Origin of the sequence: Isoptericola sp. NPDC060257 (assembly GCF_042726645.1) — a bacterium.
In the GTDB taxonomy this organism is placed as follows: domain Bacteria; phylum Actinomycetota; class Actinomycetes; order Actinomycetales; family Cellulomonadaceae; genus Isoptericola; species Isoptericola nanjingensis.
The window spans coordinates 1-6,026 of record NZ_JBHXAW010000271.1; the positions used below are offsets into that span (position 1 = coordinate 1).

The following is a 6,026-nucleotide window of genomic DNA, read 5'->3' on the forward strand; positions in this document are numbered from 1 at the left end:
GCCCACGTGGGCCGTGCCGGAGGAGTTCGACGGGCCGGTCTGCGCGGTCGCCGGATCTCGCTGGTCCCGGCGTACAGGTGCAGCACGGGCACCTGCAGGTGCTCGCGGGCGCGTGACGCCCAGTCGGAGCGGAAGGTGTCGGCGACCACGTGCGGGTAGGTCACCACGACGACGTCCTGCACGGAGTCCGGGCCGCCCTGGGCGGCGACGGCGGCGCTCAGCGCGGGCAGCGGGTCCTCCTCGGTGACCGTGCCCTCGGCGGTGGCACCGGCGGCCCGCAGCGCCGCGAGGGACCGCTCGAGGCGCTCGGCGGCGGTCACCTTCGCCTGCTCGGGCGTGGGTTCCTTGCCCACCAGGTCCTGCCCGGCCTCGCGCAGCTCGCCCACCCACAGGTGGTCGATGATCGCGGCCACCACGTTGCGGTCGGTGTCCGAGGGGACGAGCACGCGATAGCGCTCGGCCTGCTCGTCGTGCAGGGACAGGATGTGCGCCACGTCGGCGTCGGTGAGGGCGTCCTCGGTGAGGACGACGGTCGTCGGCATGCCAGCACCGTAGCCACCCGGGGCCGCGGATGCGAGGCCAGGCGCCTGCCAGGGGACGGGACGTGACGCGCGCCTCGCCGCCGTCGCTCCCGGGATCGCTCAGCGCAGCAGCCAGCGCGCGACGAGCGTGCCCGTGCTCGGCGCGTGCAGCAGGTGCGCGAGCCGGGCGGGCGTGGGCGGCGTCGCCGGGATACCGGCCGGCGGCGGGGTCTCGCCGGGGGCCCCGGCGGGGGAGGCGGCGACGATGCGGGAGGGTCCCGGCCCGACCAGGCACGGGCTCGTGGTCACGCACAGCTCGTCGACCAGGTCGTCCGCGAGCAGGGCGGCCAGCAGCGTCGGGCCACCCTCGCACAGCACGCGACGCAGCCCCCGGTCGGCGAGCGCGGCGAGGCCGGCGCGCAGGTCCACCTCGTCGGGGTCGTGCGCCGACGCCACCGTGAGCACCCGGTCGGCGGGGACCATCCGGCGCGCCGTCCCCGCCCCGGCCTCGCCGGTGAGGACCAGCGGCGGACGGTCGCCGTCGGCGAGCTGCTGCGGCACTCGGCCGGAGCGGCTGACGAGCGCGAGCTCGAGGGGACGGTCGTCGACGGCGGGCAGGCCCGGGGGCCGGTCGAGCGCGGTGTAGCCCTCGTGCCGGGCCGTGCCCGCCCCCACCAGCACGACGTCGGCCGCGGCGCGCAGGACGCGGAACACGCGCCAGTCGGCGTCGTCGTTGATCGAGCCGGACAGGTGGTCCGGCCCCCACGCGCCGCCGTCGACCGTGCTGACGAAGTTGGCCCGCAGCCAGGCGCCCGACCCGGTGCCCTCGTCGTACAGCGCGGCGAGCCGGGTCTCGGCGGGGTCGGCCGGGACATGCTCGGGTGCCGGGACGAGCAGGTCGAGGGGCGTCGTGGCAGATCTCACAGCGGTCAGCGTACTGACGCGGCGTAGCCTTGACGGTCGTGACGCTCACGCAGGACGAGGACCGGGACCAGGACACGGGCGCGGACGCAGGCGCGACGCCCCCCGCGCGGGACGGCGCGGTGCCGTCCCTGTCGGCGGTGCGCCCGACCGTGTCCCCGGACCGGCTGCTCGCCGACCTCGTGCCTCCGCGCCACTTCGCCGAGGCGCGCTTCTCCACCTACCGGGCCGACCCCGCCCACCCGAGCCAGACGACGGTGCCCGCCCGGCTGCAGGAGGTCGCGCGCGAGATCGTGGCGCCCCGGTCGTCCGGGCTGAAGGCGCTGTTCGGCCGGCGTCGCGCGGTGCCCGCGGTCTACATGGACGGCGGCTTCGGCGTCGGCAAGACCCACCTGCTCACGTCGCTCGCGCACGAGGTCACCGCGACCCTCGGCGAGGGGTCGGTCGCGTACGGCACGTTCGTCGAGTACACGAACCTCGTGGGCGCCCTGGGCTTCCTCCCCACGGTCGAGGCGCTCGCCACGCGCCGCCTGGTCTGCATCGACGAGTTCGAGCTGGACGACCCGGGCGACACCGTGCTGATGTCCCGGCTGCTCCGCGAGCTCGCCGACCGCGACGTCTCCCTCGCCGCGACGTCGAACACCCTGCCCGAGGCGCTGGGCGAGGGCCGCTTCGCGGCCGAGGACTTCCTGCGCGAGATCCAGGCGCTCTCCTCCCGGTTCGAGGTGCTGCGCGTCGACGGCGAGGACTACCGGCACCGCGCCGTCGTGACCGAGGCGGCGCCGCTCGCGGCCGAGGTCGTCGCGCGCGCGGCGGCCGGCCGCCCCGGCGCGGTGCTCGACGAGTTCGACGGGCTGCTCGCGCACCTCGCGACCGTGCACCCGAGCCGGTACGGCGCCCTGCTCGACGGCGTGGAGCTCGTGGCGCTCACCGGCGTGCGCCCCGTGCAGCGGCAGGAGGTGGCCCTGCGGCTCGTGGTCCTCGTCGACCGCCTCTACGACCGCGACGTCCCCGTGCTCCTCGCCGGCGACGGCGCGCAGCACCTGTTCTCCGACGAGATGCTGCGCGGGGGCTACCGCAAGAAGTACTTCCGGGCGCTCTCGCGCCTCGGCGCCCTGGCGGAGGAGGGCCGGCGCCTGACGGCGTGACGGCCCTTCACAGAGCCCTGACGACGCCCTGACGGCTCGGTGAGGGCCCTCTCGCGGCGAGCCGTGGCCGCTACGGCTCGACCGGGCCGGCGTGCAGCACGGCGGGGGCACGCGGCGGGATCCGCAGGACGCCGTCCGCGAGCGTTGTCCCCTCGGGGTCCCAGGCGGCCAGGACCTCCGTGCCGGCCGGGAGCGAGGAGACGTCGACGTCCGCCGGCTCCGTGCCGGTGACCAGCGCGACGGCGGTGCGCCCGCGGCGGCCGAGGAGCGTCGTCCCCTCGGTCCGCACGTCCACGGGCAGGTCCCGGTCCGCCGACGCGGCGGGCCGCAGGGACAACAGCGTCCTGGTCCAGTCGACGAGGCGCCGCGCCCGCTCGTCCCGCGCGGGGACGGGCACGTGCTCGGTGTCGAGCACCGGAGGCGTCCCGGCGAGGATCGCGAACGTCAGCAGGCACGCCCGGTCGTCGTCGGTCGAGCCCGGGGCCTCCAGGAGGGACTCGCCCGCGTCGGGCGTCCACGGGACGGAGCGGTTCGCGGCGGGCAGCCGCGTGAGGTCGCGCACGAGCACCGCGGAGGCCCGCTGCGTGGCGCGGTGCGCCCGTCGGAGGCTGGGCGGCCGCCACGGGGCCGTCGTCGGGGGAAACACCTCGTGCGCGAGCCGGCGCAGGTCCTGGACGGCGTCGGCGTCGCCCGGCGCGGCGAGGATGTCGTGCACGACGGTGGTGAGCCGGTCGCTGCGCCCCGGCCCGTCGACGAGGAGGTGGAGCCGGCGGCCGAGCTGCTCGCCGAGGTGGTGCACGTCCTCGGCGAGCTCCCCGAGGAACGGCACCGCCGAGCGGTCCACGAGCGCCTCGACGTCGAGCAGCAGGCCGTCCACGTGGAAGTCGCGCAGCCAGCGCTCGGCGTCGGCCACGAGGAAGTCGCGCGGGCCGCGGCTCCCGCTGCCGTCGAGGTTGATCCGCGGGCTGTCGGAGCCCGGCGGTCCCGGCCGCGCGCCGGTGCGGGGGCCGATCCGTGAACCGGTGGCGTAGGGGCCGAAGGTATGCAGGCCGAGGTCGTCGGCGACGGCCCACCGGTGGGGTGCGTCCAGGACGACGGCGAGCCCGTTGCGGTGCGCGCGGTCCACGAACCGGTGGAGCGCGCGGGGGCCGCCGAGCGGCTCGTGCACGGCGAACAGGCGGACACCGGCGGCGGGGCCGCGGTCGGGGTCGTGCGCGGCGAGGGGGGAGAGCTCGACCCCCACGACGCCGGTCGCCGCGACGTCCTCCAGGAGGTCGGCGGCCGCGTCGAGGGTGCCGGCGGCGGTGAACGTCGGCAGGTCGACGCGCAGCAGCGCGCCGGCGTCGAGGTCCACGCCCCGCCAGGCGCCGTCGGTCCAGCAGAACTCCTGGTCCAGCACGCGCGACGGGCCGTGCAGGCCGCACGGCAGCCAGGTGCTGCAGGGATCCGGGACGGGCGTTCCGCCGTCGACGGAGAAGAGGTAGTCCGTGCCCGGCGAGAGCTCGGCGTCCGCGCGCCAGTACCCGGGCTCGTGGGCGCCCACGAGGCGGAGGGGGAGCCGGGAGCCGGACGCCGGAAGCACGACCTCGACGGTGTGGGCCCGCGGCGCCCACAGCAGCGGGCGGGGCCCCGGCCAGCGATCCCGCGTGCCGGGGAGCGGGGGCGGGGTCCCGGGTGCCGCCCTGTCGGCGAGGCCTGCATCGGCAGCGGTCACGGCGGACACTCTAGCCACCGGAGGCGACCTTCGCGGCCCCGCGTCCAGGTGCCGGATGCCGCGGGCGACGGTGACGCCAAGCGACCGTCCGGCCGTCGTCCGGGGAGCGTGCAGGAGGCGACCTCACCACACCATTTGGCACAAATAGTGTGCCAAGCGCGAGCGGAGCACACCACCGGCTGCTAGACCTTGGCCATGAGCACGGATGGCACAGGCACCCGACCCACGGTGCCGGTGGACAGGTTGGACGAGTCGATCGCCTCGCAGGCCAGGCTGGCACCCCGGCGGCGCCCGGTGGACGATCGCGACCGGGACGCCAGGTCCGGGGGAGACGCGGCGAAGGCGCCGGCGTCCCTCTCCGCGGCGGAGCTCGGCCCCATCGAAGGCGCCTCGAGCGGAGTCTCCTGGGACGACCCGGACGAGCTCTGACCCCGAGCGTCGACGCCGACCCCGACGCGCGTGGCGTCAGCGGGGCAGGCGGTCCGCGCCGACGGGGACGAGCCGCGGCATCCCGGCGGGGGCGACGCGGCTGAGCGCGACGTAGCGCGCCTCGGCGCGGTGCAGCCTGATGTGCTCGTCGAGGGACCAGTCCGGCCCGTTGGTGAGGACCATCCCGCACGAGCAGTCGATCTCCACGGCGCCTCCGTGGCCGTGCCGGACCTGCCCCACCGTGACGTGCGACGCCCGGGCGTGCGCCTTGGCGCGGTGCATCGTCGCGGAGACGGGGTCGGGTGCGGTCGGCGGCACGTCGACGGGGGCGGGGAGGGGCTGATCCACGCGGGCGAGCCTACCTAGTGGGCGTCCGCCTAGTGGCTGTGCGCGATCCCGAGCTCGTGCATCCGCTCGTGCTCCTCGCGCGCGGCCTGGCGCGCGGCGATGCGCGCCTGCACGTCCTCGCGGCGCAGCGGAGGCACGGTCTTCGGAGGCTGGCGTCGCTCGGGGAGCTCGCCGAGCAGGCGGGTGACGATCTCCGCGATCTCCGCGGTCGCCTCCTCGCACGGCTCGCGGGTGGCGGCGCTCGCCGAGCGCTGGACGCCCGTCACCTTGCGGACGAACTGCTCCGCCGCGGCCCGGATCTCCTCGTCGGTGGCGGGCGGCTCGAGCCCCCGCAGGGTCGTGATGTTGCGGCACATGCTCCCGACGCTACGCCGCGGGTGTGACGACGGCGACACCCGGCGGCGCGGGGGGAGGGAAGGGACGCGAAAGGCCGCCCCGGGCGAACCGGGACGGCCTCGTTGTGGTGGGCGATACTGGGATCGAACCAGTGACCTCTTCCGTGTCAGGGAAGCGCGCTACCGCTGCGCCAATCGCCCGTGCTGCGAGGTGGGTACGGGATTCGAACCCGTGTATACGGCTTTGCAGGCCGCTGCCTCGCCTCTCGGCCAACCCACCTTGAGACGTGCTCTCCCGACGCTCGACGTGAGTCGATCAGAGAGTGGGCCTCCGAGCGGATGACGGGACTCGAACCCGCGACCCTCACCTTGGCAAGGTGATGCTCTACCAACTGAGCCACATCCGCGCGACCGGGTCGTTCAGGACTGCTGTCCTGGCCTCCCGGCGCCTGAGGAACATTACTCGACCTTCCGCGCGCTGGTCCAATCGCGGCCGTGTGACCTGCGACGCTGCGGCGCCTTCGGCCGTCGGCGGTGCGTCGGTGGGCGTGTCGGAGAGCAGGGTCGTGCTCCGGGAACGACGAAGCCCCGACCGGATCCCGGTCGGGGC

The 6,026-nt window shown here is 75.9% G+C and carries 6 protein-coding genes and 3 tRNA genes; 1 reads left to right on the forward strand and 8 read right to left on the reverse strand.

Annotated features, from left to right (window positions below):
- On the reverse strand, nucleotides 1-542 hold a 542-nt coding region (locus ACFWEK_RS17745; RefSeq protein WP_430554883.1), incomplete at its 3' end, for a hypothetical protein.
- 99 nt (nucleotides 543-641) lie between these two features.
- On the reverse strand, nucleotides 642-1,445 hold the full coding sequence (locus tag ACFWEK_RS17750) for a dihydrofolate reductase family protein (protein ID WP_430545291.1): 804 nt from the start codon (nucleotides 1,443-1,445) through the stop codon (nucleotides 642-644).
- 38 nt (nucleotides 1,446-1,483) lie between these two features.
- Between ACFWEK_RS17750 and zapE the strand changes: the two genes are divergently transcribed.
- A complete protein-coding gene (gene zapE / locus ACFWEK_RS17755; RefSeq protein WP_430554884.1) occupies nucleotides 1,484-2,590 on the forward strand; it encodes a cell division protein ZapE in 1,107 nt (368 codons plus the stop codon).
- A 70-nt stretch (nucleotides 2,591-2,660) separates the two neighbouring features.
- Here the strand turns inward: zapE and ACFWEK_RS17760 are convergent, their stop codons facing one another.
- From ACFWEK_RS17760 to ACFWEK_RS17785, 6 genes are all read right to left on the reverse strand, one after another.
- On the reverse strand, nucleotides 2,661-4,304 hold the full coding sequence (locus ACFWEK_RS17760; RefSeq protein ID WP_430554885.1) for a hypothetical protein: 1,644 nt from the start codon (nucleotides 4,302-4,304) through the stop codon (nucleotides 2,661-2,663).
- A gap of 465 nt (nucleotides 4,305-4,769) precedes the next feature.
- Nucleotides 4,770-5,081: a hypothetical protein gene (locus ACFWEK_RS17765; protein ID WP_429763701.1), complete on the reverse strand. Its 312-nt coding sequence runs from the start codon at nucleotides 5,079-5,081 to the stop codon at nucleotides 4,770-4,772.
- Nucleotides 5,082-5,110: 29 nt separating this feature from the next.
- On the reverse strand, nucleotides 5,111-5,437 hold the full coding sequence (locus ACFWEK_RS17770) for a DUF2277 domain-containing protein (RefSeq protein WP_430545294.1): 327 nt from the start codon (nucleotides 5,435-5,437) through the stop codon (nucleotides 5,111-5,113).
- Between the two features lie 105 nt (nucleotides 5,438-5,542).
- Nucleotides 5,543-5,617 (reverse strand) — tRNA-Val (locus tag ACFWEK_RS17775).
- Nucleotides 5,618-5,625: 8 nt separating this feature from the next.
- A tRNA-Cys gene (locus ACFWEK_RS17780) sits at nucleotides 5,626-5,696 on the reverse strand.
- A gap of 54 nt (nucleotides 5,697-5,750) precedes the next feature.
- Nucleotides 5,751-5,823, reverse strand: a tRNA-Gly gene (locus ACFWEK_RS17785).
- Between the last annotated feature and the right edge of the window lie 203 nt (nucleotides 5,824-6,026).

Coding starts and splice junctions, on each gene's coding strand:
- ACFWEK_RS17770 (WP_430545294.1), bottom strand. CDS start 5,437: ATGTGCCGCAACATCACGACCCTGCGGGGGCTCGAGCCGCCCGCCACC.